This window comes from Flavobacterium sp. GNP008 (assembly GCF_056428965.1).
Genome location: NZ_JBWJVL010000001.1, coordinates 1,359,517 through 1,384,953 on the forward strand (window position 1 = coordinate 1,359,517; position 25,437 = coordinate 1,384,953).

28 protein-coding genes are annotated in these 25,437 nt (G+C 33.3%); 15 read left to right on the forward strand and 13 right to left on the reverse strand.

Features of this window, described 5'->3' with window-relative positions:
• Positions 1-16: 16 nt before the first annotated feature.
• The 8 genes from cyoE (at position 17) to AC0608_RS06040 (ending at position 5,156) form a co-directional block, all read left to right on the forward strand.
• Complete coding sequence (gene cyoE / locus AC0608_RS06005) at positions 17-919, forward strand: heme o synthase (RefSeq protein WP_417958662.1); 903 nt, start codon at positions 17-19, stop codon at positions 917-919.
• A gap of 2 nt (positions 920-921) precedes the next feature.
• Positions 922-1,509, forward strand: coding sequence for a cytochrome c oxidase subunit 3 (locus AC0608_RS06010; protein ID WP_417958661.1), 588 nt, complete (start codon positions 922-924; stop codon positions 1,507-1,509).
• Positions 1,510-1,551: 42 nt separating this feature from the next.
• Positions 1,552-2,529 (forward strand): cytochrome c oxidase subunit 3, encoded by a 978-nt coding sequence (locus AC0608_RS06015; protein WP_478288441.1) that lies wholly within the window; start codon positions 1,552-1,554, stop codon positions 2,527-2,529.
• An 18-nt stretch (positions 2,530-2,547) separates the two neighbouring features.
• A complete protein-coding gene (locus AC0608_RS06020) occupies positions 2,548-2,898 on the forward strand; it encodes a cytochrome C oxidase subunit IV family protein (RefSeq protein WP_417958659.1) in 351 nt (116 codons plus the stop codon).
• A 75-nt stretch (positions 2,899-2,973) separates the two neighbouring features.
• Positions 2,974-3,615 (forward strand): hypothetical protein, encoded by a 642-nt coding sequence (locus tag AC0608_RS06025; RefSeq protein WP_478288442.1) that lies wholly within the window; start codon positions 2,974-2,976, stop codon positions 3,613-3,615.
• A gap of 12 nt (positions 3,616-3,627) precedes the next feature.
• Positions 3,628-4,314, forward strand: a complete 687-nt coding sequence (locus tag AC0608_RS06030; RefSeq protein WP_478288443.1) for an SCO family protein — start codon at positions 3,628-3,630, stop codon at positions 4,312-4,314.
• 1 nt (position 4,315) lies between these two features.
• Positions 4,316-4,900 (forward strand): DUF420 domain-containing protein, encoded by a 585-nt coding sequence (locus AC0608_RS06035; protein ID WP_417958656.1) that lies wholly within the window; start codon positions 4,316-4,318, stop codon positions 4,898-4,900.
• 31 nt (positions 4,901-4,931) lie between these two features.
• Positions 4,932-5,156, forward strand: a complete 225-nt coding sequence (locus AC0608_RS06040) for a CAMCR motif-containing small membrane protein (RefSeq protein WP_502306418.1) — start codon at positions 4,932-4,934, stop codon at positions 5,154-5,156.
• Between the two features lie 22 nt (positions 5,157-5,178).
• Here AC0608_RS06040 and AC0608_RS06045 read toward each other — a convergent pair whose 3' ends face one another.
• On the reverse strand, positions 5,179-6,588 hold the full coding sequence (locus AC0608_RS06045; RefSeq protein ID WP_478288445.1) for a DUF4403 family protein: 1,410 nt from the start codon (positions 6,586-6,588) through the stop codon (positions 5,179-5,181).
• A 194-nt stretch (positions 6,589-6,782) separates the two neighbouring features.
• On the opposite strand from AC0608_RS06045, the gene AC0608_RS06050 reads away from it, so the two are divergent.
• The 3 genes from AC0608_RS06050 (at position 6,783) to tsaB (ending at position 10,216) form a co-directional block, all read left to right on the forward strand.
• Positions 6,783-8,153, forward strand: a complete 1,371-nt coding sequence (locus AC0608_RS06050) for a TolC family protein (RefSeq protein ID WP_478288446.1) — start codon at positions 6,783-6,785, stop codon at positions 8,151-8,153.
• A gap of 6 nt (positions 8,154-8,159) precedes the next feature.
• Entirely contained in the window at positions 8,160-9,464 is a 1,305-nt protein-coding gene (locus AC0608_RS06055) for an efflux RND transporter periplasmic adaptor subunit (protein ID WP_478288447.1), read from the forward strand.
• Positions 9,465-9,547: 83 nt separating this feature from the next.
• Positions 9,548-10,216 (forward strand): tRNA (adenosine(37)-N6)-threonylcarbamoyltransferase complex dimerization subunit type 1 TsaB, encoded by a 669-nt coding sequence (gene tsaB / locus AC0608_RS06060; protein ID WP_478288448.1) that lies wholly within the window; start codon positions 9,548-9,550, stop codon positions 10,214-10,216.
• 25 nt (positions 10,217-10,241) lie between these two features.
• On the opposite strand, the gene AC0608_RS06065 is transcribed toward tsaB, so the two are convergent.
• The 4 genes from AC0608_RS06065 to AC0608_RS06080 form a co-directional block, all read right to left on the reverse strand.
• A complete protein-coding gene (locus tag AC0608_RS06065; RefSeq protein ID WP_478288449.1) occupies positions 10,242-11,078 on the reverse strand; it encodes a mechanosensitive ion channel family protein in 837 nt (278 codons plus the stop codon).
• A gap of 81 nt (positions 11,079-11,159) precedes the next feature.
• On the reverse strand, positions 11,160-11,945 hold the full coding sequence (locus AC0608_RS06070) for a hypothetical protein (RefSeq protein ID WP_478288450.1): 786 nt from the start codon (positions 11,943-11,945) through the stop codon (positions 11,160-11,162).
• Positions 11,946-12,441: 496 nt separating this feature from the next.
• On the reverse strand, positions 12,442-12,642 hold the full coding sequence (locus AC0608_RS06075) for a dodecin family protein (RefSeq protein ID WP_417958648.1): 201 nt from the start codon (positions 12,640-12,642) through the stop codon (positions 12,442-12,444).
• 114 nt (positions 12,643-12,756) lie between these two features.
• A complete protein-coding gene (locus tag AC0608_RS06080) occupies positions 12,757-13,656 on the reverse strand; it encodes a NifU family protein (protein ID WP_478288451.1) in 900 nt (299 codons plus the stop codon).
• A gap of 168 nt (positions 13,657-13,824) precedes the next feature.
• On the opposite strand from AC0608_RS06080, the gene AC0608_RS06085 reads away from it, so the two are divergent.
• Positions 13,825-14,823, forward strand: coding sequence for a PorP/SprF family type IX secretion system membrane protein (locus AC0608_RS06085; RefSeq protein ID WP_417989566.1), 999 nt, complete (start codon positions 13,825-13,827; stop codon positions 14,821-14,823).
• Between the two features lie 11 nt (positions 14,824-14,834).
• Positions 14,835-15,353, forward strand: coding sequence for a gamma carbonic anhydrase family protein (locus AC0608_RS06090; RefSeq protein WP_417989565.1), 519 nt, complete (start codon positions 14,835-14,837; stop codon positions 15,351-15,353).
• Positions 15,354-15,360: 7 nt separating this feature from the next.
• On the opposite strand, the gene murI is transcribed toward AC0608_RS06090, so the two are convergent.
• The 8 genes from murI to AC0608_RS06130 form a co-directional block, all read right to left on the reverse strand.
• Positions 15,361-16,140 (reverse strand): glutamate racemase, encoded by a 780-nt coding sequence (murI, locus tag AC0608_RS06095; protein ID WP_417989564.1) that lies wholly within the window; start codon positions 16,138-16,140, stop codon positions 15,361-15,363.
• Positions 16,141-16,251: 111 nt separating this feature from the next.
• Positions 16,252-16,752, reverse strand: a complete 501-nt coding sequence (locus tag AC0608_RS06100) for an OmpH/Skp family outer membrane protein (RefSeq protein ID WP_417958643.1) — start codon at positions 16,750-16,752, stop codon at positions 16,252-16,254.
• A 21-nt stretch (positions 16,753-16,773) separates the two neighbouring features.
• Entirely contained in the window at positions 16,774-17,799 is a 1,026-nt protein-coding gene (locus AC0608_RS06105; protein WP_478288452.1) for an OmpH/Skp family outer membrane protein, read from the reverse strand.
• A 34-nt stretch (positions 17,800-17,833) separates the two neighbouring features.
• On the reverse strand, positions 17,834-20,566 hold the full coding sequence (locus AC0608_RS06110; RefSeq protein WP_478288453.1) for a BamA/OMP85 family outer membrane protein: 2,733 nt from the start codon (positions 20,564-20,566) through the stop codon (positions 17,834-17,836).
• On the reverse strand, positions 20,499-21,239 hold the full coding sequence (gene uppS / locus AC0608_RS06115; RefSeq protein WP_417958640.1) for an undecaprenyl pyrophosphate synthase: 741 nt from the start codon (positions 21,237-21,239) through the stop codon (positions 20,499-20,501). The genes AC0608_RS06110 and uppS overlap by 68 nt, the downstream gene beginning before the upstream one ends.
• 4 nt (positions 21,240-21,243) lie before the next feature.
• Entirely contained in the window at positions 21,244-21,918 is a 675-nt protein-coding gene (porG, locus tag AC0608_RS06120; protein WP_478288454.1) for a type IX secretion system protein PorG, read from the reverse strand.
• A gap of 168 nt (positions 21,919-22,086) precedes the next feature.
• Complete coding sequence (locus tag AC0608_RS06125) at positions 22,087-22,971, reverse strand: NAD kinase (RefSeq protein WP_417958638.1); 885 nt, start codon at positions 22,969-22,971, stop codon at positions 22,087-22,089.
• Positions 22,972-23,057: 86 nt separating this feature from the next.
• Positions 23,058-23,717, reverse strand: a complete 660-nt coding sequence (locus tag AC0608_RS06130; protein WP_417989561.1) for a CBS domain-containing protein — start codon at positions 23,715-23,717, stop codon at positions 23,058-23,060.
• Between the two features lie 114 nt (positions 23,718-23,831).
• Between AC0608_RS06130 and AC0608_RS06135 the strand changes: the two genes are divergently transcribed.
• Positions 23,832-24,545: a pyridoxine 5'-phosphate synthase gene (locus AC0608_RS06135; protein ID WP_417958636.1), complete on the forward strand. Its 714-nt coding sequence runs from the start codon at positions 23,832-23,834 to the stop codon at positions 24,543-24,545.
• Positions 24,546-24,651: 106 nt separating this feature from the next.
• Complete coding sequence (locus AC0608_RS06140; protein WP_478288455.1) at positions 24,652-25,410, forward strand: alpha/beta fold hydrolase; 759 nt, start codon at positions 24,652-24,654, stop codon at positions 25,408-25,410.
• The last annotated feature ends 27 nt before the right edge of the window (positions 25,411-25,437 follow it).

The window sequence follows — 25,437 nt, forward strand, 5'->3', positions numbered from 1 at the left end:
CAAATAATCTTTAGCATTGAACGCAACACAAAGTACTGTTTCATTAAAATCTGTTTACATTGATTTCAGAGAAATCACTAAAGCTCGACTTGCTATTAGTGTCGTGTTTTCTTCTATTGCAGGATTTATGCTTGGAATTTATGACTTCCATTCTCTGGATTGGATGGTGTTGTTAAAGTTGGCTATTGGGGGATATTGTATGGTGGGTGCTTCCAATGCTTTTAATCAGGTTATCGAAAAAGATTTAGATGCCTTAATGGATCGAACGAAAAATCGTCCCGTTCCGGCAGGGAGGATGTCTAGAATGACAGCGTTAATTATAGCGAGCCTTTTAACATTGATAGGACTTGCATTACTTTATACGATCAATCCTAAAACCGCTATGTTTGGCGCTATTTCAATATTTTTATATACAAGTGTCTATACCCCATTAAAAACGATGACTTCATTATCTGTTTTTGTGGGTGCTTTTCCAGGAGCTATTCCTTTTATGTTGGGTTGGGTTGCGGCGACAGGTGAGTTTGGGATAGAAGCGGGAACCTTATTTCTAATACAGTTTTTTTGGCAATTCCCTCATTTTTGGGCGATTGGTTGGTTTTTGTATGAAGACTATGAGAAAGCGGGTTTCTTTATGTTGCCCACAGGTAAGAAAGACAAAGGCACGGCTTTGCAGATTATTTTATATACAGTTTGGCTTATTTTAGCATCGCTTTTACCTGTTTTAGGATACACAGGACGGTTGTATATAACGCCAATTGCCGCAATTGTTGTATTTTTACTTGGACTATGGATGTTGTTTTATTCCATTCGCTTGTACAAATTAAGAACGGCAAAAGCAGCAAGGACTTTAATGTTAGTCAGTGTTTCTTATATTACATTATTACAGTTAGTTTATATAGTTGATAAATTTTTAAGATAGTTATGGAGATGATAATGACAGCAGCTGAACAAAAATCGAGAACGGCAAGGTCCTACAAATTGATTTTATTGTTCGCCATGGTAAGTATGACCATGATGTTCGCGGGACTTACAAGTGCTTTTGTGGTAAGTAAATCCAGAGCAGATTGGTTGAAGGACTTTCAATTGCCAACAGCATTTTATTACAGTACAATTGCAATTATAGGATGCAGTATCACTTTTCATTTGGCAAAAAAAGCGATTCAAAAAAACAATCAAACTGGTACTACAAAGCTTCTTTTAGCTACCTTAGCATTGGGAATAATTTTTGTAATTTTACAGTTTGTAGGTTTTGGTCAAATAGTAGATAATGGTTATTATTTCACCGGAAGTGGAAGCTCAATCACCACTACTTTTTTATATGTTGTAACCGTTGTGCACTTGTTTCACCTAGCTGGTGGCGTGATTTCACTTCTGATTATAATTTATAATCATTTTAAACAAAAATACAATTCATCTCAAACCCTTGGAATTGAACTAGGTGCAATGTACTGGCACTTTCTGGACATATTGTGGGTTTATTTGTTTTTGTTTTTATATTTCTTTAAATAAGAAAAAAACGTAAATTTGGGAACTTTTTAACGAATAACTTTTATGGAAGCGACAGTTACTACTGCAAATAGTGAAGAAAAAACTTGGGGAGGCGGCAATGAGCCAATGGGAGCAAGTTATGGCAAATTAATGATGTGGTTTTTTATCGTATCAGATGCTTTAACGTTCTCTGGATTTCTAGCGGCGTATGGTTTTTCACGATTTAAATTTATTGAAACATGGCCGTTAGCGGATGAAGTGTTTACACATTTCCCATTCATGCACGGAGTATCTGCTCCGATGTATTATGTGGCATTAATGACTTTTATTTTGATTTTTTCATCTGTAACAATGGTTTTGGCCGTTGATGCAGGGCATCAAATGAAAAAGAACAAGGTAGTTCTTTACATGTTTTTAACCATTATCGGAGGTTTGATTTTCGTAGGATCTCAAGCTTGGGAATGGAAAAATTTCATCAAAGGCGAATATGGCGCTATTGAAACAAAAGGAGGTAGTTTGCTTCAATTTGTGGATAAAGAAGGACATCGAGTAGCTTTGGCTGATTTTGCTGCAACTCTACCGGAAGAAAGAGAACAATTGACACGAAATAAAGGGAAATGGTTCATGAGTGAACCTGTTTTACCATCGTACTCTGTAGCTGAAGTGCAAGCGGGTTTTAAAGCACATCCAGAACTTTTGATCAGAACCGAGGTAATAACCAAAGAAAAGAGAAAAACAATTCTTTCAAGAGTAGAATCTGAAGCACGATTGAGTCAGGCACATTATGTTGTTGAAGGGGCTAATTTGCAAAGAAACGAATATGGAAGTAAATTATTTGCTGACTTCTTTTTCTTTATCACCGGATTTCACGGATTTCACGTTTTTTCAGGAGTCATAATTAATATTATTATATTTTTCAATGTATTAATTGGAACGTATGAAAAAAGAAAGAGTTATGAAATGGTAGAAAAAGTAGGGCTTTATTGGCACTTTGTCGATTTAGTTTGGGTATTTGTATTCACAGTTTTCTATCTAGTTTAATTTCAAAAAGCAATTATCATGTCACACGAACACGTATCTAACATAGGTAGAATCTGGAAAGTTTTCGGAATATTATCTGCCGTTACAGTAGTAGAAGTTTATTTAGGGATATTGAAACCGGATTTTCTTTTCATGAATGATTTTTTAAGTATGAATTTACTTAATTGGATATTTTATGCTCTTACTATTTTTAAAGCATATTACATTGTATGGGCATTTATGCACATGGAAGGTGAAAAAAGTACTTTAAGAAGTGCAGTTGTTTTTCCAGTAATTTTTCTGATTTTATATTTACTCTTTATTCTTTTGACAGAAGGGGATTATATTTATGAGGTTTTTAAGAATTCTACCATTAAATGGAATTTTTAACAAGATATTAATTCAATAAAAGGGTACGCATTGCGTACCTTTTTTTATTTTTGTACTTTAAATAGTAGCATTACAATGAAAAAAAATATTGTTCTTTTCGTTCTTTTTATTTTACCTATCGTAGCCTATCTTTTTTTCGCTTCTGGGGTAAATGGATTTACTAAATTGCCAACGGTCACACCTAACACTGCAGATTTTGGAAATTGGCACTCTTTAGACGGTAAAAAAGTTAGTTTGAATGGTAAAGTAACCATTCTGGGATTTTCTGGAACGGAGCTTTTAAAAAACCGAGGAAATCTTTTCAATTTAAATCAAAAAATTTACCAAAGGTATCATGAATTCAAAGATGTTCAGTTTGTGGTAATTTGCCCAACCGGAACTGAAAAAGATGCTAAAAAAGTAGTTGATGCTTTGTCTGCTTTTACGGATGTTGCCCAATGGCGTTTTATCTTCGCCTCTCCTCAAGAGATTAATACTTATTATGCTCAATTAAAATTGGTTGAGAACTTAGATGAAAAGTTGGGAACTCCTAAGGTCTATATTATTGATAAAAAACGAAATCTTCGAGGAAGAAAGTTAGTAAAGAATACCAAAGAGGGCTATAATACATTTCATCCAGCAGAATTGAGTAATGAAATGTTAGATGATTTTAAAGTAATTCTTTATGAATACCGTGCAGCTCTCAAAAAAAATAATAATGCTACAAGACAAATTTAATTTTTATATTATATGTTTAAAAATAAATCATACATAGGAATTTCTTTTATCATTTTGATCTTTGGTATTTATGCAGTTCCAAAAATAGTAGATAGGATTAAAAACGACAAAGTAGTTCAAGGAGAGCGGCTCGACAGAGTCAATCCAAAAACTGCAGAAGATGATTTGTTAGTTAAGATAGGTCCAGCACCTAAATTTGAATTATTAAATCAAGATAATAAGAAAATTAATAATGAAACTTATAAAGGTAAAGTGTACGTCTTAGAGTTTTTCTTTGCAACTTGTCCTACAATATGCCCAAAAATGAATGAAAGTCTGTTGGTTCTTGAAAAAACTTTTTTTGGCAATCCTAATTTTGGAATTGTTTCTATAACGATAGATCCAGAGCATGACACGTCACAAGTATTAAAAGAGCATGCAAAGGTATTAGGCGTAAAATCATCAAATTGGAATTTTCTTACAGGTGATAAAGCCTATATTTTTAATCTAGCCAACAAAGGGTTTAATTTATATGCAGGAGAAAATAAAAAAGTGGCAGGAGGGTTTGAACATTCAGGTTTGTTTGCCTTGATTGATAAAAATGGAAATATTCGTTGTAGAAATGATGAATATGGAAATCCAATTTTATACTATGATGGGTTAGATAAAAAAGGGGTGAGAAACATCCAGCAAGACATTAATATTTTATTAAAAGAATAAAATGGAAAACATTTCTTTAGAACAAAAATTCAGCAAGTTAATAATTGCGGTATCCGTAATAATACCGGTAGCTGTTGCTATTCTATTTGGCGTAAAGTTAAAAGACCTTGGATATGATGTGGAACCTCTTTCTTTTTTGCCTCCTATTTATGCAACAACCAATGGGATTACTGCAGTTTTGTTAATTGGGGCGGTAATTGCGATTAAGAATGGTAAAAGAGCACTTCATGAAAGGTTGATGACAAGTGCTATCGCGCTATCAATTGCTTTTCTTGTAATGTATGTTGCTTACCATATGACTTCAGTTTCAGCTGTGTTTGGAGATTCAAATCATAATCTTATATTGGAGGACTCAGAGAAATTAAGTATCGGATCCTTAAGAATCGTTTATTTACTGATTTTAATTACCCATATTATTTTATCTATTGCCATTATTCCTATGGTCTTGATAACATATGTTAGAGCATTGGCACAAAATTTTGATAGGCATAAAAAAATTGCCAGAATCACTTTTCCTATTTGGTTGTATGTTGCTGTGACCGGAGTGGTAGTTTATTTAATGATTTCACCTTATTATGTATATTAGAATCAATTGTTTAGAATCAAGAGTAAAAACAATGAGAACCGTGTTTATTTACTTTTCTGTATTGTTTTTTAGCTTGTTTTCAATGACCGCAAAAGCACAATGTGCCATGTGTCGCGCCGCATTAACAAGTAAAGACAATACAGTAACAGCTGCTGCTGTCAATGATGGAATTGTTTATCTAATGGTCATTCCATATATTCTTGTTGCGGGAATCGGTTATGCTATTTATAGAATGAAAAAGAATAAATCAAGTTAATAATCTTTGAATGTAGAAAAATCTATTGTAATCCATTTACGGATATATTCACAATGCCTTTTACTTTTATAAAAGCTAGAATTGCTTGATTTGTTAATTGGATTTTTTGGAATTGAATCTCTCCCATTTTTCCATTTATAAAAACACCCTGCATGGGCGAATAATTTTTCAAATACCCCATTATATTTTTTTGGCCTTCTTCGAGGTTTGGTTTTATAGAGTAGCGACAGTTTTGTTGTATTTTTTTGAGTACTAAACCTTGTACAAGCCAATTTGCCGTTCGTATCAATTTATTTTTTGTGTCCAAAACATAATCCAATTGGTCAAAAAATACTTCTTTAGTTTTGTCGTTATATTGTGGAAAACCGGTCAAATATAGTGTTCCGTTTACAGATCCTAATACGTCTAAAGCAATTATCATTTTTCCTTTTTTGTGCCAGATTGCCACATTTTGTACTTTCACTTTCTTAGAGCCAGACCCAAATTCCTGTCCGACAAAATTCTTGCTCATGATTTTTGAGGCTTCATGATAGCTCGAAACAGCGATAATATTTGCGGTAATTTCTTCGGGAATTTTAGCCACGGGTTTTAAGACAATTTTGGATGGGTTGAATTTGGATTCTGGTTGTTTGCCGATGAACGTTTCCATGTTACACTTCATTCCCATTTCTATTACGAAAGTATCATTTTTAAGTTTGGCACTGGTTGAGTAAATTTCAATTGGTACAATTCGAAACCAGCTTTCATAAGTGTCATTCATGAGAAAAGGAACGCAAATTTTTTCTAAAGCTGTCAAAACTGTAGGTTTAAAATCCATAGCTTTTGCAATAGCATCATCAATTTTCTTTTCAATTTTCGATTTAAAAAGTTTTATGCCAGGATTAATTAAATAGGTAACTGGAACATTTTTTCCAAAAACTGCCATGGTAGGGCTTTCGTTCCAGTTTAATGATTTTAGTTCTGTTTTAGTATCTAATTTCCAATTTATCAAAGCCACATCGCTTACTAAAGTAACAACACCATTGAGGTTGAATTCTCTAGTATCATACATTTCGACACCCATTTTTTTTGTGCCAATTCTATATTTAATGGTTGCTTTTAGCGGTAAAACGGTTCTTATTTTTTCGCTTTTTGTACTAGCATCATTTTTTATTGTAATGGGCGCCAGTTTCCAAACTTTTATTTCAATATTGTCGTCTTCAATATTGCTGTCCTCATATATGAGCCCAGTAAGGATTGAGTTGGTTTGATTTTCAATATCTTTTAGTTTGATACTAATGGGCATGTTAATAAAGGATGCAAGGTTATCATACACTAAAGGTGTAGCATCATCCGGCTCAGGTTTTAAAGCCTCAATTTTGTTGGATGTAGCGCAACTGGTTAGTACTACGGTAGTAAGAATTATAAATAGAGAAGATGAGAATTTATACATTTTGTTTTAATTAAGTCAGGCAAAATTAGGGAAACAATTCTTTTTTTATGAATTTTTGTAACAAATGCGAACTTCTAATGTCTAATTGTTTTATAGCTGATTTGTAGATAAAATAGTTCCTATTATTTCATAAATCTTTAATAGAAAAAGTTAAATTTGTTTTGCAGTTTTGCTGCACTTTTATTCAAAAATATATGAAAAAAAGAAGTTTTTTTAGTTTATTTATCATTTTAATTTGTTCCGTAACATTGCAGGCACAAACGAAAATGTGGACTTTAGACGAATGTGTTAAATATGCTTTGCAAAATAATATTTCGATTAAACAATCCGAATTGGATTCAAAGACAGCACTAATCGATAAAAAAGGAGCCATCGGAAATTTTCTTCCTTCTCTTAATGCAAGTGCTTCTCATTCTTGGAATATCGGTTTAAATCAAGATATTACTACAGGGCTTTTGCGCAATCAAACTACTCAGTTTACTTCAGCGGGTGCTAATGTAGGGGTAGATATCTACAAAGGGCTACAAAATCAAAATACACTTCGTAGAGCCAATCTTTCTATAATAGCTGCTAAATACCAATTGTTGAAAATGCAAGAAGATATTGCCTTAAATGTTGCCAATGCTTTTTTGCAAATACTTTTTAACAAAGAAAATTTAAAAGTACAAAAAGAACAATTAGGGATCAATGAAAAGCAATATGCCCGTTCAGAAGAATTGGTTAAAGCTGGATCAATTCCTAGAGGGGATTTATTAGATATTCGCGCTACCGTGGCCTCTAATAATCAAAACGTTATTAATGCGGAAAATGCATTGTTGATTTCTAAATTAAGTTTGGCTCAATTGTTACAGTTAAAAGATTTTGAAAATTTTGATGTAATTGATGATACAAATATCCGGGATGAAAATAATATCATGGTTCAAACTCCAGCTGCTATTTACAACAAAGCGGTAGAAAATAGAACAGAATTAAAAATTGCGAGAGCTAACTTAGAGATTGCCCAAAAAGACGTAGAAATCGCAAAAGGAGCTTTTCAGCCTACTTTACAAGGTTTTTATAGTTTTAATAGTCGGGTCTCTTATGCCGATGTTCTAGTATTTGATACTATGGGAAATATAATTGGTACAAGAAATTCAGCGCCATTTTTCAATCAGTTTGGAGACAATAAAGGGCAGTCTTTTGGAGCACAATTATCAGTCCCAATTTTTAATGGATTTTCAGTGCGCAACAATGTGGAGCGTGCTAAGGTAAGTCTGGAACGTTCAAAAATAGCTGTTGAGCAACAAGACTTAGATTTGCAAAGAAATGTTTTTACTGCGTTTACTGATGCAAAAGGAGCACTTAATGCTTATGAATCATCAGTTGTTGCACTAGATGCAAGGCTGGGGGCGTACAATTATGCGAAAGAAAGATACGATGTGGGCTTGATGAATTCATTTGATTTTAACCAATCCCAAACCTTATTGACCAATGCCCAATCAGAAGTTATTAGAACCAAGTACGATTATATTTTCAAAATCAAAATATTAGAATTCTATTTTGGAATTCCTCTTATCAAAAACTAATTTATTATGTCTAAGAAAACAATTTATATTTTAATAGGCGGAGCAATAGTAGTCATTGCAGGCCTTGTAATACTTTCAAAATCGGGTGTTATTGGTAACAAAGATAAAGGAACAGAAATAGAAATAGCTCAAGTTATACCTACAACTATTGTTGAAACTGTTTCGGCGACAGGAAAAATTCAACCAGAAATAGAAGTGAAAATTTCATCAGAAGTGTCTGGAGAGATTATTTCTTTGAATGTAAAAGAAGGACAAGTAGTAAAAAAAGGAGATTTATTAGTTAAGATAAATCCAGATTTATACACTTCGGGTTACAATCGTTCGGTGTCCAATTTATCTGGAACTAGAGCAAACTTAAGTCAAGCAGATGCTTCTTTTAAAGAATCTAAATCTAATTACGATAGAAACAAAACCTTATTTGATAAGGGAATTATTTCAAAAGCAGATTGGGACAAAGCATTGGCTTCTTATGAGGTTGCAAAAGCAGCTAAGCAAACCGCGTATTTTAATGTTCAAAGTGCTTCTGCAACTGTAAGTGAAGCCAAAGATAATTTAGGGCGTACTACCATTTATGCTCCTGCAGATGGAACTATTTCAATGTTAAACGTAGAATTAGGGGAGCGCGTTTTAGGAACCCAACAAATGACAGGAACAGAGATTCTAAGAGTGGCCAACTTGAATAATATGGAAGTTGAAGTAGATGTTAATGAGAATGATATTGTAAAAATTAAAGTGGGGGATGAAGCCAATGTAGAAGTTGACGCTTATTTAAAAAAACAATTCAAGGGGATTGTAACCAGTATCTCTAATTCGGCAAGTTCTGCATTGACAGCAGATCAGGTAACTAATTTTAAAGTTAAAATCAGAATCCTTAAAGAATCCTACGAAGATTTATTAGAAGGCAAACCTGATACTTATTCCCCGTTCAGACCTGGAATGACTGCAACAGTGGATATTATTACGGAAACAAAAAGCAATGTACTATCTGTGCCAATTAGTTCGGTAGTAGTAAAATCAGATACCGCAGCTGTAAAAGAAATTGTAGTAGTAGATCCCAATGAAGAGCAAAAAGGATCTGCTCCAAAAAGTGATAAAAAATTCGAATGTGTATTTGTAAAAGTGGGAGATAAAGCTAAAATTAGAATCATTAAAACGGGGATTCAAGACGACACAAATATTGAGGTTTTAACTGGTCTTAAAAAAGGAGATGTGGTCATTACGGGCCCATATTCCACAGTAACTAAGGATCTGAATTCAGGAGACAAAGTAGCATTGCTAACGGATAAAGAAAAAGGAGTAAGCAAGAAATAGCCAGTATTAATAACATTTTGAGAATGACAATTCTAAACTTTACTTTTAGAATTGTGATTTTCATGTTAAAATAAAATCTGAAATTGAAATACATATTAAATATTGAAACGGCCACTAAAAACTGTTCTGTAGCTTTAGCAAAAGAAGGGAAAACAATAGTTTATAAAGAAATTGCTGAAGAAGGATATTCTCATGCAGAACGGCTTCATGTTTTTATTGAAGAAATTATAAAAGAAGCTGGAATTACCCTCAACGATTTGTCAGCCATCGCTGTAAGTCAAGGCCCGGGGTCCTACACAGGATTGCGAATCGGAGTTTCAGCAGCTAAGGGGCTTTGTTTTGCATTGGATATACCATTGATTGCAGTAGACACCTTACAGGCATTGGCTTCACAAGTTACTGTCTCCAGCGGATTAATCATTCCTATGATTGATGCGAGAAGAATGGAAGTCTATAGTTCAATTTTCACACCTAATTTAGACCGAAAACGAGAAGTTCTTGCTGAAATTATCACTGAAAATTCATTTGAAGATTTACACGAAACAGTTTATTTTGTTGGGGATTGTGCACAAAAATGTAAATCCGTGTTGAATAAAGATAATTATGTTTTCTTAGAGGATATTATCTATCCCTCCGCTAAAGAAATGAGTTCATTGAGTTATGAAAAATTCAAAATAAACGACACGGTTGATGTCGCTTATTTTGAACCGTATTACCTGAAAGATTTTATGATTACTGCTCCAAAGAAATAAATTATATTTTGGAATAAATCAATTTTTACAGTAGCGGATCAGTAGTTTTAGACAACTCTTTTACAAAAGGCTGAATAACAATTCCCGCTACGTCAAAAGCTTGTTTGCAATTTTCCAGTGTATCCGCATAAACGCCCCAAAAATCTTCATTTGTTGCCCATGGCCTTACTGCCAATTGAATAGCACTATCGGTCAGATTTTTTACGGAAACCTCGGCAGCAGGTATTTGCAACACTTTTGGATTGTTTTTTAAAACGCCAGTGATAATATCTTTCACTTTTTTGATGTCTGTATCATAGGAAATAGCAATGGTCAAATCAGCTCTTCTGATTTTTTGTAGTGAATAATTGATAATGTTTCCATTTGATAAAGAGCCATTAGGAACAAAAATGGTTTGATTGTTAGCTGTGATTAATTTGGTCACAAATATTTGTATTTCGCTAACCGTCCCACTTACTCCTTGGGCTTCGATTGTATCATTGACTCTAAAGGGTTTGAAAAGAATAATTAGCATTCCTCCTGCAAAATTAGATAGGGATCCCTGTAGTGATAAACCTACAGCAAGTCCCATAGCACCAAGTATGGCTACAAATGAAGAGGTTTCGATTCCTAGTTTGGAAATAAAAGATACAAATAAGATGACTCTTAATACCCACAGTAGAATGTCAGCTAGAAAGCGCGTCAGTGTGGGGTCTAAATTTTTTTTCACCATTATTCTTCTAATGAATCTATTGATGAGTCTAATAATATAAAGACCAGCAAATAGAATAATAAAGGCAGAAATCAATTTTGGGGAATAGTCAATTAATACTTTTAGAAAAGTGTTGGCGTAAGTAGTAAGTTGATCGGGATTTAAATTCATTTTTTGCATACTAAAAAACCTTCTCATTGGAGAAGGTTAAGTTTGAAAGACAAAAATACGAATAAATTTTTTTTCAATTAATTAATCAGCGTCTTCTTCTATTTTATTTATAATTTCTTTAGTGTTTTTTTTGGTTTCTTCATCATTTTCATCTAAATCAGTTTTTTCTTTTACGTTTTCAATAGTATCGGAAGTAGTAGTTTTCGTTTCATGGACTAAATTTTCCATTTTGTCAGCAGCTGTATCAGTTTTTTCTCTTACGTTTTCAATAGTATCTGAAATGCCAGTTTTAGCTTCAGGGACTAAATTTTCTACTTTTTCAGTAGTTGTATCGGCTTTTTGTTTTACGGTTTCTATAGTATCTGAAATGCCAGTTTTAGCTTCATTGGCTAGATTTTCTACTTTTTCAGTAGTTGTGTCGGCTTTTTCTTTAATAGTCTTTGCAGTATTTGAAATGCCAGTTTTGGCTTCACTGGCTAAATTTTCTACTTTGTCAGCAGTTGTATCGGCTTTTTCTTTTACATTATCTACTATATTATCAAGAGCATTTTTTGGTTTCTCTGAATGTTCGGTTATTGCTTCTTTAGTATGGCCCGTAAATTTTTCTACTTTCTCTAAAAGTGGCGCAGCAGTTTCTTTTATTTTTTCAAAAGTGTCTTCGGCAATAACTTCTGCCTTTTCAAGATAAGGTATTGCAGTCTCTTTCGCTTTTTCAAATGTTTCTTCTGCGAAAGTCTCTACTTTTTCTAGATAAGGAGATGCCGTTTGTTTTGCTTGTTCGAAAGTTGTTTCTGCTTTGTCCACTAATTCAGTGGCAGTTTCTTTGGCAGTGCCAAATAATTTTTTTAAAAAAGAAGATAGTCCCATGGTGTTTTTATTTGATTAGTCTTACAATAGTAATCAATTTTTCCTGTGATTGCTTTATTAAATCATTAATAATTTGCTGATAATCAGCATTTGGCACGATCCAGATAATCATTAGTACAGGATGTAACAGTTTTCTTAGTTTGGTTGTCTGGAATTTAGAAAGGATAGTGTGAGTTTTTGCGCTCTTGTAAAACTATATTAATACTGTACTGACTTTTTTACAATATGCTAACGCCTTGCTTACACACGGTGTTGACTGAAACAACTCTTGTTTTATTATTTATTAAGGATTTATAGCTTTCTAATTTATTGCATTTTTAAGCAGGTAATAAATAAGTAAGTTTTATTTTAACTTGTTTAGCATAAATATTTTATCTCTTGTTGTATCTATAATATTTTTCCGTGACGGTAATGATTTGAACGAAACACGAGAAGTGATTTTTAAACAAAAATAAAGCGTCTCAAGTGAAACGCTTTATTTTTGTTTTTAATTGGCTTATTCTAGTTCGAAAGTCAATTTTAGATTCACTCTAAATTCTGTAATGACCCCCTCATTGATTGTTGCACTTTGCTCGTGAACATAGATAGAACGAATGTGTTTTATTGATTTTGCAGCCTTAGTAACTCCTTTTCGAGCAGCATCCTCCCAACTTATTTCTGAGTTTGAAAGGATTTCAATTACTTTTAATATTGACATGATTTCTATTTGTTAAGTTAAACATAAATTTACCAATTTTTTTTAAATTTTCAATTTAAAAATGATAAAATTTTAACGTAACAGTTAGAATATCAGTAAGATATGATTTTTTATTTAAGCATTGATAGCTTCAACTTTAATGCTTTCATCATTCAGCATACTTTTTAACATGTTTTCGATACCGCTTTTTAAAGTAAAAGTTGACGAAGGACAACCACTACAAGCACCTTGTAAGATCACTTTTACGATCTTATCATTTTCATTGTAAGAGTCAAAAGCTATATTTCCACCATCAGCCTGTACTGCTGGTTTTACATATTCTTCTAATATGTTGATAATTTGTTGTGACGTGGTATCCAGATTGTCAAAATCTTTTGATTTTGTACTTTCTTCTGCTGTGACTGTGGCCACATAATTTTCATCCAAAACAGTTCCGCCGTTTTCAATATATTCTTTTATAAAACTTCTTAATTCTAAGGTTATTTCTTGCCATTCATTGATTTCATACTTGATTACTGAAATATAGTTTTCATCAATAAATATTTCTTTTACATACGGAAATTTGAAAAGTTCTTTTGCTAATGGTGAAGCAGCAGTTTGATCTATGTTTTTGAATTCTATAGCGTTTTTAGTTAGCATTCTACTCACTACAAATTTTAATGCAGCTGGATTTGGTGTTGATTCGCCATAAACCGTAACGGGCTGTTTTTTCGTTTTATTTTCGTCAACAGTAATGATCGTTCCGCCATTGGTAACAAATTTCTCGATTTGCTCTGCTACGGCCTCCTTTACATCTTCCCATTCTACAATATTGTATTTTTCGATTGCTATGAAATTCCCGGAAATGTAAACTGTTTTTACAAAAGGCAAATAAAATAATTGTTGTGCAAGTGGAGATGTTTTTGCTTCGTCAATATTTTTAAATTCAAAACTTTGGTTTTGTGTTATAAAATCTTGAAATTCAAACTTTAGTATAGTTGGGTTTTGTGTCTCTTTTATGGTAACTTTGTTCATGTCTTTGGAAATTTTTACAAATTTACTAAAGTTATTTTCTATGAATAACTATATTTGAATTTTTAATGAATAAATTAACTTTATTTTAATTTTTAGATTAAAAATTTGACCGTTTTCTTTACCTTTAAGTATGCTCTTGAATTATTTAATTCATTAAAAAGTATTTCAATGTATTATCGAATTAAAATTTTATCTGTATTACTTTTTATATCACATTATTCTTTTTCACAGGAAGGAATTCCTGTATATTCAGATTATTTATCGGACAATTATTATTTAATACATCCTTCAATGGCTGGTGCAGCAAACTGTGCTAAAATTAGGCTCACTGGCCGAAAGCAGTGGTTTGATCAGCAAGATGCTCCGGAATTGCAAACACTTAGTTTTAACGGGAGAGTAGGAGAAAAAGCGGGAGCTGGTATTATTTTGTTTAATGATAAGAACGGTTATCATTCCCAGAAGGGTATTAAGTTTACATATGCTTATCATTTAATGTTTTCCAGAGATGAAATTGATTTAAACCAATTGTCTTTCGGAATGAGTGCAGGCTTAATTCAAAGTCAACTAGACGAAACGGAGTTCAGGCAATCTGGTGATTTTGATCCAATCATTAATGGTACGGTGGTGCAAAAAGATTCTTATTTCAATGTTGACATTGGCGCATCCTATAATTATTTAGATTTTTATGCACATGCTACAGTGAAGAATGCGATTGAGACTAGAAGAACGATTTATACAGAATATGAAAGTGATAATCTTAGGAAATTTTTATTGAGCGCAGGATATATCTTTGGAGACAGTGAGAAAATATTATGGGAACCGTCACTTTTATTTCAAATGGTGGATCAAACAAAAGAAAAATCCATTGATATAAATATTAAAGCCTACAAAAACTTAGATTTTGGTAGAGTTTGGGCAGGATTGTCTTATCGAAGAAGTTTTGATGGTGCTGAATACAGAGACGGAAATACTATCTCAAAACAAAAACTGCAATATATTACGCCAATTGTAGGAATTAATTTTGATAAATTTATGTTTGCATATACTTATTCCCAACTATCAGGAGCTGTAAAATTTGATAATGGTGGCTATCACCAAATTACTTTAGGAATCGATTTGTTTTGTAGAGCCGTAAAATATGATTGTAAATGCCCTGCGATAAATTAATTTATTACAATATGCTAATTAAAACTGTTAATGGTAAATCACCTTCTATTCCGGAGGATTGTTATGTAGCCGAAAATGCAACTATAGTAGGAGACGTCACCTTTGGCACAAATTGTAGTGTTTGGTTTAATGCTGTAATTCGTGGAGATGTGAATTTTATTAAAATTGGAAATAAAGTAAACATACAAGATGGGGCAGTGATTCACTGTACCTATAAAAAACATCCAACCATTATAGGGAATAATGTTTCTATTGGCCATAATGCAATTGTACATGGTTGTACCATACATGACAATGTATTGATAGGAATGGGAGCTATAGTAATGGACAATTGTACTATAGAAAGCAATTCGATTATTGCTGCGGGAGCTGTTGTCACTCAAAATACGATTGTAGGACAAGGAACAATTTGGGCTGGTGTTCCTGCAAAGAAAGTAAAGGATCTTGACCAGTCTAACTTCGCTGGAGAGATTGAGCGTATCTCAAATAATTATGTAATGTACTCGAGTTGGTTCAAAGAAGTAGAATAGTGTAATTTTAAAAACTTTTTTCCTCAACGGCATATTTATTTCCTAAAATTTCCTTTAAGACTTTTGGATTTGTATTGGTAAAAAAAACGGAATCACCGTTTTCTTCTGATGTAAAGCCTACTTTTTCTCGTAAAATGTTTTGGGTTTGTTTTGCTACTGCCTGTCCGGAATCTATAATTTGAATGTGTGCTGGAAGTATTTTTTTGATTTGCGGGATCAAATAGGGATAGTGGCTGCATCCTAATACTAAATAATCAATATTAGCTTCGATCATTGGAGTCAGGTAGGAATGAAGCAGTTTAGTCATCTCTGGTGAATTGATATTGCCATTTTCGATAAGTTGTACTAATCCGTGTCCCACTTGTTCAATTATTTTTGTGTCTTGGTACTTCTCAGTAGTTTTATTGAAAAGTGCACTATTGAGCGTACCTTGTGTTGCCAGAATCCCTATAATTTGGGTTTTAGAATGTGTAACCGCTGGTTTTATGGCAGGTTCTATACCAATGATTGGAATAGTATACTTGTCTCTTAACTCTTGAATTGCATTTGTGGTGGCAGTATTGCAAGCCACAACAATTAATTTGCAATTCATTTCAAGTAGAAATTCGGTGTTTTTTATACTTAGTGCTACAATATCTTCTTTGGATTTTTGTCCATAAGGGGCATTTTTACTATCAGCCAAATAGATGGTTTTTTCATTGGGCAATAATTGATGGATTGCTGACCAAATTGAAGTACCTCCAATTCCGGAGTCAAAAATTCCTATAGCTTGATTATTACTATTCATACAAACAAAGTTACGTGCTACGATTTAAAATTCCTATGATTTAGTACAAACAAAAAAACTGCTCAATCCTAAATATAGGAGAGCAGTTTTTTTTATGATTTCAATTTTTTCTTAGAAACCTAAATCTTTTTTTACATCCATAGTCAAGTTTGGACCATCAGCAAGTAAAAGAGAAGACCCATCAAGAACATATTGGTATCCTTTTGCTTTTCCAACTTTTTGGATTGATGCTCTTACTTTTTCCATAAGTGGCTTCACGATATCAGATTCTTTTTGTTGCAATTCTTTTTGAGCATTGTCTCTAAAGTCAACGATTCTTTTTTGCATGTCCTGTACTTCTTTAGAACGCTCTCCATTTACAGCTTCCGTAACTGTAGCCGCTTCAGTTTCATATTTCTTTAATTTTGCTTGGTATTCTTCTACCATTTTTTTGTAATCAGCATCGTAAGTAGTACTCAATTTATCTAATTGTTTTTGAGCATCTAACATAGCTGGCATTTTTGTCATAATTTCACTTACATCAACATGAGCTGTTTTTGCTTGTGCATTAATTGTTTGATTTGCTCCTAACATTAAAATGGCAGCAATTAGTAGAGTTTTGATTTGTTTCATCGTTTTTAAAATATTAAGTAATTAATTATTGTTTGTATTTTCTTTTAATTTTTCTTCTTTGGCTTTTTTAATAGCTTCCCGGTCTTCCAGTATTTTTTTTCTTCTTTCTTCTAAGATTTTTTTGCGATCTTCTAAAACCTTTTTACGGTCTTCTACTGTTTTTGCTTTGGCATCCGCTTGTTTTTGTTTGGCCTGTTCAGCGGCGGCTTTTATACTGTCTTTAGCTGAATCGGTATTAATTACAGTTGTTGTCGTATCCTCTTTTTTAATATTTGCAGAAACCGTGCCAGTTTTCTTAGCCTCTCTATCGGCAATAATTTGTTTTCTTCGATCATCAAACTCTTGCTTTTTTTGCTCTTGGAGTAATTTTCTGTCCGCTAATATTTTATCTCGGGCTACTTTTTTATCGTCTAAAAGTTTTTTTCTGTCTGCAAGTGCGGGATTATCATCTAGCGCATCTTCTTTATTTTCTCTAGCCTCAGCCTCTTTTAATTGTTTTTTGGTCAGCTGTTCCCTTTTCTCAGTACGATTTAGTATTCGTAAAACCTGCTCACTGATGTCAAATCGTTTTGCTGCGAATAGCATGGTTAAGTCAGAAGTTTTATCAAATATAAAGTCGTATTTAAGTCTTTCTGCAATATCTTGGACTGCAGTAAAAACTTGATCTTGAATTGGTTTAACCAAAATCGATTTTTGAAGGATCAAATCTCCGTTAGCACCAAATCTTTTCTGTTGGTATTCTAAGTTTTCATTTTCAAGAAAGCTAATTTCTGTCTCTCTTTCGGCTATTAATTCTTTAGTTAGTAACGCTTTTTCTGCTCTCAAGGCTTCTTTTAACGTAGTAATTATAATTTTTTTAGCATCAATTTCTAATTTCCATTTTTGAGCTTTTTGTTCTAATTCTATCTTTGCTTCGGTATAATCAGGTACATTTTGTAAAATGTATTCCATATCAATGTACCCCAGTTTATTCCCTCTGGTTTGTGCATTTATTGTTTGGATTGCACTAAAGACTACTATAAATAGATATAAAAATTGTTTTCTCATAATGCGGCTCTATTAGAAAATCGTATTCCAATTTTTAGAATTGTTGTCCAATGATAAAGTGTGTTTCCCAGCCATTTGCTTTTGCTTGCCCTGGTAATGCATCAAATCCATGTCCGAAATCAATTCCTAATAAACCAAATGCCGGCATGAATACACGTAACCCAACTCCAGCGGAACGGCTTAAAGCAAAAGGATTGTAGGTTTTGAAATCACCAAACGACGAACCTGCTTCCATGAAGGCCAATGCGTAAATAGAGGCAGATGATTTTAAGGTTATTGGATAGCGTAATTCCATTGAGAATTTGTTAAATACTGTTGCTCCGATCTGTTCTGTTGTGCCTTCTTTTACGGGTGTCAATGAATTATTAGGATATCCCCTTAACTGAATAGTCTCTCTACCATCCATAGAAAAATTAGCCAATCCATCACCGCCTAAATAAAATCTTTCGAATGGAACAACGCCTCTTTGCTGATCGTAAGCTCCTAGGAAACCAAATTCAGCTAGTGTTCTAAGCACTAATTTACCATAAATTTTGGTATACCAATCTGCTTTGAATTTTATTTTATAGTACTCTAGCCAATTAAATCTCTTTTGATCTACTTTACTAACATCAGTAGCAGCTAGATTAAAATCGGTAACCTTGTTTCCGTTGGTATCTATGTAATCTCCAATATTAACGATATTTCCATTTGCATCAGGTACATTTTGTCTGTCAACGGTATTCCTTAATTTGTACTCTTCCTGATTTCCTAATGTTGCATAATCAACTCCATTCAACAAGGAATAAGGAGGTGTAAGTTTTGCCGACAAACTGAATTCAGAACCATACGTTGGAAATATTGGATTCAATCCTTTGCTACTTCTTGTAAGTCCAATAGTGTATGCTAAGTTTCTTGAAGTTCCATTTCCAAAAGTAAATAATCCGGTATTGTAATTGTTTAAGGCATAATGTTGGTAGCTTAAAGACTGTGACAATACAAAGTAATCATCTGGAACAGTAAGTCTTTTGGCTAATCCTACAGATAGGGTCACGATGTCAAAACTTTTGGTTTTGTCTGCTCTTTGTGTTATAAAATTATTCAAAAACTGTTTACTATAGGACAATGAACTGCTAAACTGCACTGGTTTTTTACCTCCAAACCATGGTTCTGAAAAGGATACACTGTACGTTTGAAAGAAAGTACTGGCCTGTAGACGGAGCGATACTTTTTGACCATCACCCATAGGAAGCGGTTTGTATGCTTCTTTATTGAACATATTTCTTGCCGAAAAGTTGTTGAATGATAGGCCTAGCGTACCAATAAAACCACCTCCACCATAACCACCTTGTAGTTCAATTTGGCTTGATCCTTTTTCCACAAGATTATATTCAATATCTACAGTTCCTGCACCGGAATCAACATTCTTGAATTTTGGGTCAATTGCTTCGGGATCAAAAAACCCTAATTGTCCAATTTCACGAATCGTTCTCACTAATTCATCCTTGCTGTATTTTTCGCCTGGTTTTGTCCGTAACTCACGATAAATAACGCGGTCATTTGTTTTGTCATTTCCTACAACAGTAATTTTATTGAAATAAGCGATTGGTCCCTCTGTGATTCGTATTTCAAAATCAATGGTATCGTTAGCTGTTTTTACTTCAACTGCATTGATGTTAGAAAATAAATAACCGTTGTTTTGGTATAAATTAGTAATGTCTTCAGCATCTGGTTTTGACTTATCTGCAATTCTCTTTTCAAGAAGAACACCATTATAAGTGTCTCCTTTTTTAACGCCTAAGATGCTACTCAATCCTTGATCTGTATATACGGTGTTGCCTAAAAATTTGATCTCTCCAAAATAATATTTATTTCCCTCTTCTACATTAATTTTAATATTTAAGGCATTTTTATTCTTGTCGTAGGCGACAGAATCTGAGAGTATTCTGGCATCTCTATATCCTTTTTCTTTATAGGTTGCAATTACTTTTTCTAAATCAGTTTTGTATTTGTCTTTAACAAATTTAGAGGCTTTTAAAATTCGAATAATGTTTTTTTGCTTCGTATCTTTCATTGCCTTACGCAAGATTTTGTCAGATATTTTTGTGTTTCCTACAAAATCAATTTTTTGAATTTTTACTTTTTGACCCTTGTCAATAGTAACAAGCATATTAACTTGATTTATTGTAGCGGTATCTTTGACGGTATTAATATTGACTTTGGTATTGTAGTAACCGTCTTTTTTGTATTTGTTTTCGATGTAGTTTTTAGTGGTTGTAATCAGGTTTTCATTAACAACTTTTCCTTTATTAAGGCTGTTGTCTTTAATTAAACCTTCCGTTTTAGTTTTTTTAACTCCTACAAATTTTACCTGATTCAGTTTGGGTAATTCAACAATATTTAAATCAAGATAAATACTATCATTTTGTATTCTGTTTACGTAAAAAGAGATTTCATCAAAGAGTCCTAATTTACCCAGTTTTTTTATTGCACTACTAATTTCTTCCCCAGGAATAGTAATTTGTTGTCCTTTTTGTAAACCAGAAAAAGTAACAACGGTTTGTGAATTGAAACTGATGTCCCCGACTATTGCTACATCGGCCAGAATGTATTTTTTTCCTTGATCAAATGGAACTCTTTCCTGAGCTTTTACTTGTGTAAAACTTCCAAAAATCAAAACGGTAAGGACTATTTTTATGCTTTTATTTAACACTAAAAAATTATTTAATTTGTTCACTTGTTTTTCCAAATCTACGTTCTCTTTTTTGATAACTAATAATAGCCTCATATAAATCTTGTTCTTTAAAGTCTGGCCACAATATATCAGTAAAATACAGTTCTGCATAGGCAATTTGCCACAACAAAAAGTTACTTATCCTATGTTCTCCACTTGTTCGTATTAATAAATCTACATCGGGTAAATTTTGCGTGTAAAGATGCTCATTAATAATGGAATCGTCAATAGTGTCTATTGAAATTATATTATTTTTAACTTTACTACAAATGTTTTTGATTGCACTGACAAGTTCTTCTCTAGAACCATAGCTTAAGGCCAGTGTCAGTGTCATTTGTGTGTTATTTTTTGTCTTGTCAATTACATCAAGGAGTTCTTTTTGAGCTGATTTTGGTAATTTCTCTAAATTACCAATAGCATTAAGCTTGATGTTATTTTTTTGTAGTGTAGTGAGTTCTTTTTTCAAGGAATTGATCAGCACTTTCATTAAAGTTTCCACTTCAAGTCTTGGTCTGTTCCAATTTTCAGTGGAGAAAGCATATAAGGTTAGGAATTCAATACCCAGTTTGGCACTAGATTCAATAATTACTTTAACTGATTTTGTTCCGCTTTCATGTCCCAAAGCTCGTAAAAGTCCCTGCTGTTTTGCCCAACGCCCATTTCCATCCATAATGATGGCTAAGTGCTTGGGTAATCTTGTCGCGTCTATATTCTCTAGTAAATTCATTTTTTTATTCTGCACAATAACAGGGCTTGTTTCCAAAAGTGTACGTGAGTGTAACTCCTGAAAATACATACCAATCATTATTATTTATATTTCCAAAATTTTGATTATTACTTCCATCTAAATTATCCGTCAAAGTATATCGTGCTCCCGTTTCTAATGCCAATATCAAATTAGGGGATATATTTGATTTGATTCCTACAATCATAGGTATTGCTATTGATTTTTTTCTTTCTGCTCTTCCCTCTACAGATATTCCTGTTTGAGTATCTGTTATGGTATACTTACTCAGAAAATAATTTATACCAGAAAAGACATAAGGAGTAATTTTAGTACTCGATTCATGGAGGTTAAAATCAAAAAAATTGAATTCAAGGCCTAAAGATAGTTCTTTTAAATTGTTTTCAAAATGATAGCCTCTTTGGTTTCTGCTAGCTTCTTTTGAATCTAAATCATTGGATGTGATTTTAGACTGAGTGTATGAAAAACGATAGGAATGTCTTGGGCTTTTATTCCATTTGTACAACAAACCAAAGGCAGGTTCGTTGGGCGCTATATAGGTCGTTGGGCCTACATCACCAATGTAATTGCTTCCGCCTAAAAAAACACCAACCTCATGGATCTGAGCTTGTGCACCTATTGTAAGGAATAAGCAGAAAAATAAATAAAGAAGTTTGTTCATTAAATCAAAAATTGCGTGCAAATATAAGAATTATCAATACGATTCAATACCCATTCAGTTAAATGTGTGTTTTTTTAATAATTAGTACATTAAGCAACACTAAATGGCTATTAGTGTTACTAAAACGGCAAAATCTGATGAAATCGTATAGTCTTTCGAGAAAATGATTTAATTTCTCTTGTCTTCTCCCCAAAGTAATTTGCTGCGAAGTGTTTTCAAAAAGGTTTCTTCTGGAATTTCGACCATGTTGATTTGAAAAGGTGTTTTCTTTAAAATTAGAATAGAATCGTTTATTACTGACGTAACTCTGGAATCGAGTGAAACCAAATAATTTTCTTCTCTTCCCGAAACTTTCAGCCGAATTTCGGTTTCATCGGGAACCACAAGTGGTCTGGCCGTAAGGTTATGAGGAGCAATAGGGGTGATAACCAAACTTTTTACATCTGGGGTCAAAATAGGACCGCCGCAACTCAAGGAATATCCAGTAGATCCAGTAGGTGTGGAGATAATTAGACCATCTGCCCAATAGGAATTCAAAAATTCATCATTTAAGTAGGTGTCTATAGTAATCATCGAAGTCGTGTCTTTACGGCTAACCGTAATTTCGTTCATCGCAAAATTAATTTCTTCAATAGATTCATTTGGCGGTGAGCAAGTCAAGCTTAATAAGGCTCTTTTAGAAATAGTATATTTTTTTTCAATGACAAATTGCATAAATTCTGCAATATTCTCTTTTTGAACGGTTGCTAAAAAACCGAGTCTTCCTGCATTTATTCCTAAAATAGGAACTCCAGAATCACGGACCAACGTAGCTGCTCTCAAGATGGTTCCGTCACCACCAATGCTGATGAGCATGTCAAAACTAGAATCAAGCTCAGTATGTGAAGTGAAAGTTTGATATTTTTTTTCAACAATTTTACGTTCATTAAGCATCAACAGGAATTGAGACTCAATAATCATCTCCACATTGTTCTTGTTGAAAAACACAAAGATGTCGTTTATAATAGGCTCCGTACTATTTTGATAATATTGGCCGTAAATAGCTACTTTCATTTTATTGTTTAATCTTTAATTTGATTGCTTAGTCCTTTAAAAATGTTGTTGCGGATAACTGAATCAACAAATTTCCTCATTTTTGTTTAGATATTAAGGTATTTGTCTAAGTATTCGGAACGTTCCTTTAGATTATTGATGTAGTTGTCTTCCTGATGTTCTGATAGGATATCATAATTGTATCTTCTGAATGTCTGGATGATTTCGTTCATTGCACCCAACGTTATTTTCATCGTTATTTCTACGCTTTCTACATCTGCTTCAGAAATGAACAAACCCAAAAGCTTACCATTATTACTTTCTACAATTTGAGTGATTTGGCTCATTGAATAATCTAAAATTGGTTTTTTAACAACAATTATTCCGCCCGGTTCTTTTAAAAATGGAGTTTCATGAAAAAATTTCATGATATCTTCAATTTCATAATACCCCACGTATTTATTATTTTCATCTAAAACAGGAACCAAGTTGGTGTGATTTTTTGCAAATACTTCCAAAACATCCAGCCAAATGGTATTGGTTCTGGTAAAAAAACCTTCCAGAGTGAACCTGTAATCGGCTACTTTTTTAGCACTGTCGAAAGTTTCGATATCTTCGGATGCAATACTACCAATATATATTCCCTCTTCCAGAACGGGAAAATGGGAAAAGTGTAGTTCACTAAAAAAGTCTTGAACTGCCGCAATAGAATCATGGCTGTCAATTGCTTTAAAATCGGTGGTAATATACTCTGTAATTTCTGTCATAAATCAGTCCTCAATATTCGATGCAAAATAATCAAAAATAAGCAAAAACTCCTAGATTTTACTTTGTATTTTTGCTCAAAGAAAATACAAGTATCAAAATCAAAAAGTGTTCTAATGACAAAGTTAAGTGTAAACATCAATAAAATCGCTACTTTACGTAATGCTCGTGGAGGAAATGTCCCCAATTTATTAAAAGTGGCTACTGATATCCAGAAGTTTGGTGCCGAAGGAATCACGATACACCCACGTCCCGACGAACGCCACATTCGCTATCAAGATGCCCGAGATTTAAAGTCAATCGTTTATACCGAATACAATATAGAAGGTAATCCAGAGAAAACCTTTATCGATCTGGTTCTGGAAATAAAACCAACACAAGTCACATTGGTTCCGGATGCTATTGATGCAATAACCTCAAATGCGGGTTGGGATACCCTAAAGCATGCATCTTATTTGACTGAAATCGTTCAGGAATTTCAACGCAACGGAATCCGAACTTCCATTTTTGTAGATCCTGTTCTCGAAATGATTGAAGGTGCGAAAAAAATTGGAACTGAAAGAATCGAATTGTATACAGAAGCATTTGCACATCAATACAGTTTAGGAAATTTAAATGGAATAAAACCGTATACTGAGTCAGCTGTTTTAGCCAATGAATTAGGGTTGGGGATCAACGCAGGTCACGATTTGAGCTTGGATAACATTCAGTTTTTTAAACAAAATATTCCAGGACTACTCGAAGTTTCCATCGGTCACGCCTTGATTTCCGAAGCTATTTATCTGGGATTAGACAATGTGGTCAATATGTATTTGCAAAAATTAAAATAGTTTTTTTAAACCATTAACAAATTAAGATGGATTAAGTCTAAAGCTTACTATCCTTAATTTCTTAATGGTTTATAATTAAAAGGATAACGTTATAATCTAAAATCATATGCTTTTTTCAAAAATAGAAGGCTCAGGGCAACCGCTTTTAATCCTGCATGGATTCTTGGGAATGTCCGATAATTGGAAAACACTTGGAACACAATTTGCAGCTGATTTTCAGGTTCATATTCTCGATTTACGCAACCACGGGCGAAGCTTGCATTCTGAAGAGTTTAGTTATGAAATCATGACTGAGGATGTTTACGAATATTGTCAAGATCATAACTTAAAAAACATAAATATTATAGGGCATTCTATGGGTGGCAAAGTAGCCATGCTTTTGGCAGCTTCACATCCGGAATTAGTTGATAAATTAATTGTGGCTGATATTGGTCCCAAATTTTATCCACAACACCACCAAGATATTTTGGCAGGACTGAATGCTGTTGATTTTTCAAAAAAACCAAGCCGAAGTGCTGTTGAAGAAATTCTAGAAGAATTTATTCCTGATTTTGGAACCAGACAATTCTTAATGAAAAACTTGTATTGGCAAGAACCGGGACAACTGGCCTTCCGGTTTAATTTGGCCGTTTTCAATAAAAAAATGGAGGCGATAGGAATTCCGTTGCCTCAAAAATTTATTTTTAAAAAGCCAACGTTGTTCCTCCGTGGCGGAAAATCAAATTATATTCTGGACAGCGATTTCGAAAGTATAAAACAGCATTTTCCGAATTCAAGCATCGAAACGATTCCAAACACGGGGCATTGGCTTCATGCCGAAAACCCGTTAGAGTTTTATCAGAAAGTGACTTCTTTTTTGAAATAAACGGTATATTTTTAAATTTTTACTACA

What these genes read in the sequence shown, in the direction of transcription:
- AC0608_RS06010 (WP_417958661.1), top strand. Translation starts at nt 922, where the DNA reads ATGGAGATGATAATGACAGCAGCTGAACAAAAATCGAGAACGGCAAGG.
- AC0608_RS06065 (WP_478288449.1), bottom strand. Translation starts at nt 11,078, where the DNA reads ATGAATTTAAATCCCGATCAACTTACTACTTACGCCAACACTTTTCTA.
- AC0608_RS06040 (WP_502306418.1), top strand. Translation starts at nt 4,932, where the DNA reads ATGAGAACCGTGTTTATTTACTTTTCTGTATTGTTTTTTAGCTTGTTT.
- AC0608_RS06130 (WP_417989561.1), bottom strand. Translation starts at nt 23,717, where the DNA reads ATGACAGAAATTACAGAGTATATTACCACCGATTTTAAAGCAATTGAC.
- AC0608_RS06075 (WP_417958648.1), bottom strand. Translation starts at nt 12,642, where the DNA reads ATGTCAATATTAAAAGTAATTGAAATCCTTTCAAACTCAGAAATAAGT.
- AC0608_RS06100 (WP_417958643.1), bottom strand. Translation starts at nt 16,752, where the DNA reads ATGAAACAAATCAAAACTCTACTAATTGCTGCCATTTTAATGTTAGGA.
- AC0608_RS06030 (WP_478288443.1), top strand. Translation starts at nt 3,628, where the DNA reads ATGTTTAAAAATAAATCATACATAGGAATTTCTTTTATCATTTTGATC.
- AC0608_RS06025 (WP_478288442.1), top strand. Translation starts at nt 2,974, where the DNA reads ATGAAAAAAAATATTGTTCTTTTCGTTCTTTTTATTTTACCTATCGTA.
- AC0608_RS06135 (WP_417958636.1), top strand. Translation starts at nt 23,832, where the DNA reads ATGACAAAGTTAAGTGTAAACATCAATAAAATCGCTACTTTACGTAAT.
- porG (WP_478288454.1), bottom strand. Translation starts at nt 21,918, where the DNA reads ATGAACAAACTTCTTTATTTATTTTTCTGCTTATTCCTTACAATAGGT.
- murI (WP_417989564.1), bottom strand. Translation starts at nt 16,140, where the DNA reads ATGAATAGTAATAATCAAGCTATAGGAATTTTTGACTCCGGAATTGGA.
- AC0608_RS06035 (WP_417958656.1), top strand. Translation starts at nt 4,316, where the DNA reads ATGGAAAACATTTCTTTAGAACAAAAATTCAGCAAGTTAATAATTGCG.
- AC0608_RS06045 (WP_478288445.1), bottom strand. Translation starts at nt 6,588, where the DNA reads ATGTATAAATTCTCATCTTCTCTATTTATAATTCTTACTACCGTAGTA.
- AC0608_RS06055 (WP_478288447.1), top strand. Translation starts at nt 8,160, where the DNA reads ATGTCTAAGAAAACAATTTATATTTTAATAGGCGGAGCAATAGTAGTC.
- AC0608_RS06020 (WP_417958659.1), top strand. Translation starts at nt 2,548, where the DNA reads ATGTCACACGAACACGTATCTAACATAGGTAGAATCTGGAAAGTTTTC.
- AC0608_RS06105 (WP_478288452.1), bottom strand. Translation starts at nt 17,799, where the DNA reads ATGAGAAAACAATTTTTATATCTATTTATAGTAGTCTTTAGTGCAATC.
- AC0608_RS06110 (WP_478288453.1), bottom strand. Translation starts at nt 20,566, where the DNA reads ATGAGGCTATTATTAGTTATCAAAAAAGAGAACGTAGATTTGGAAAAA.
- AC0608_RS06050 (WP_478288446.1), top strand. Translation starts at nt 6,783, where the DNA reads ATGAAAAAAAGAAGTTTTTTTAGTTTATTTATCATTTTAATTTGTTCC.
- uppS (WP_417958640.1), bottom strand. Translation starts at nt 21,239, where the DNA reads ATGAATTTACTAGAGAATATAGACGCGACAAGATTACCCAAGCACTTA.
- AC0608_RS06140 (WP_478288455.1), top strand. Translation starts at nt 24,652, where the DNA reads ATGCTTTTTTCAAAAATAGAAGGCTCAGGGCAACCGCTTTTAATCCTG.
- AC0608_RS06085 (WP_417989566.1), top strand. Translation starts at nt 13,825, where the DNA reads ATGTATTATCGAATTAAAATTTTATCTGTATTACTTTTTATATCACAT.
- AC0608_RS06090 (WP_417989565.1), top strand. Translation starts at nt 14,835, where the DNA reads ATGCTAATTAAAACTGTTAATGGTAAATCACCTTCTATTCCGGAGGAT.
- AC0608_RS06080 (WP_478288451.1), bottom strand. Translation starts at nt 13,656, where the DNA reads ATGAACAAAGTTACCATAAAAGAGACACAAAACCCAACTATACTAAAG.
- AC0608_RS06070 (WP_478288450.1), bottom strand. Translation starts at nt 11,945, where the DNA reads ATGGGACTATCTTCTTTTTTAAAAAAATTATTTGGCACTGCCAAAGAA.
- AC0608_RS06125 (WP_417958638.1), bottom strand. Translation starts at nt 22,971, where the DNA reads ATGAAAGTAGCTATTTACGGCCAATATTATCAAAATAGTACGGAGCCT.
- AC0608_RS06015 (WP_478288441.1), top strand. Translation starts at nt 1,552, where the DNA reads ATGGAAGCGACAGTTACTACTGCAAATAGTGAAGAAAAAACTTGGGGA.